Annotated in this window: 1 protein-coding gene; it reads left to right on the top strand. The window is 42.3% G+C overall.

Annotation, left to right across the window (positions count from 1 at the left end; genetic code table 11):
* The coding region (locus AX662_RS05110; RefSeq protein WP_197414662.1) for an SH3 domain-containing protein at nucleotides 1–549 on the top strand (549 nt) is incomplete at both ends.

Here is a 549-nt window from a genome sequence, read left to right as displayed (position 1 = left end):
ATATTGCGACTTTGACACCTGCCAAAGCTGAAACACCAACTGTTAAACCAACAGAGACTAATCAAGCAAAACCAGAAACTACTGGTGCTGAAAAGCTTCCAGCAAGCGGCACTTATAATGTGACACGTAGCTTGAATGTTAAAAACGAACCTAAGGCTTCTGCAGAAACACTTTATACCTTGGAAAAAGGCTACAAAGTGAACTATGACAAGGTCTTGACTGCGGATAACCATCAATGGATTTCTTACATCAGTTACAGTGGTACACGTCGTTATGTGGATATTGCGACCTTGAAAGCTATTGAGTCTAAACCACAAGAAAACCGTGTTTCTGGTAACCTTACCATCAACAACCAAACCTCTAATGGCTTTGATGTTGTCGTTACCAATGTTTCAGGTGGTGGCAAGACAGTTCAGGAAGTCCGTGTCCCAATCTGGTCAGATAAAAATGGTCAAGATGACCTTACATGGTACCATGCCGATAAACAATCAGACGGTAGCTACAAGGTTCATGTAGACACAGCTAGCCATAAGAGTGATGCTGGTACCT

This window comes from Streptococcus sp. CCH5-D3, assembly GCF_001556435.1.
Taxonomy (GTDB): domain Bacteria; phylum Bacillota; class Bacilli; order Lactobacillales; family Streptococcaceae; genus Streptococcus.
Note: the sequence above shows the minus strand (reverse complement) of the source record. Positions and strands in the feature narration are given on the sequence as shown.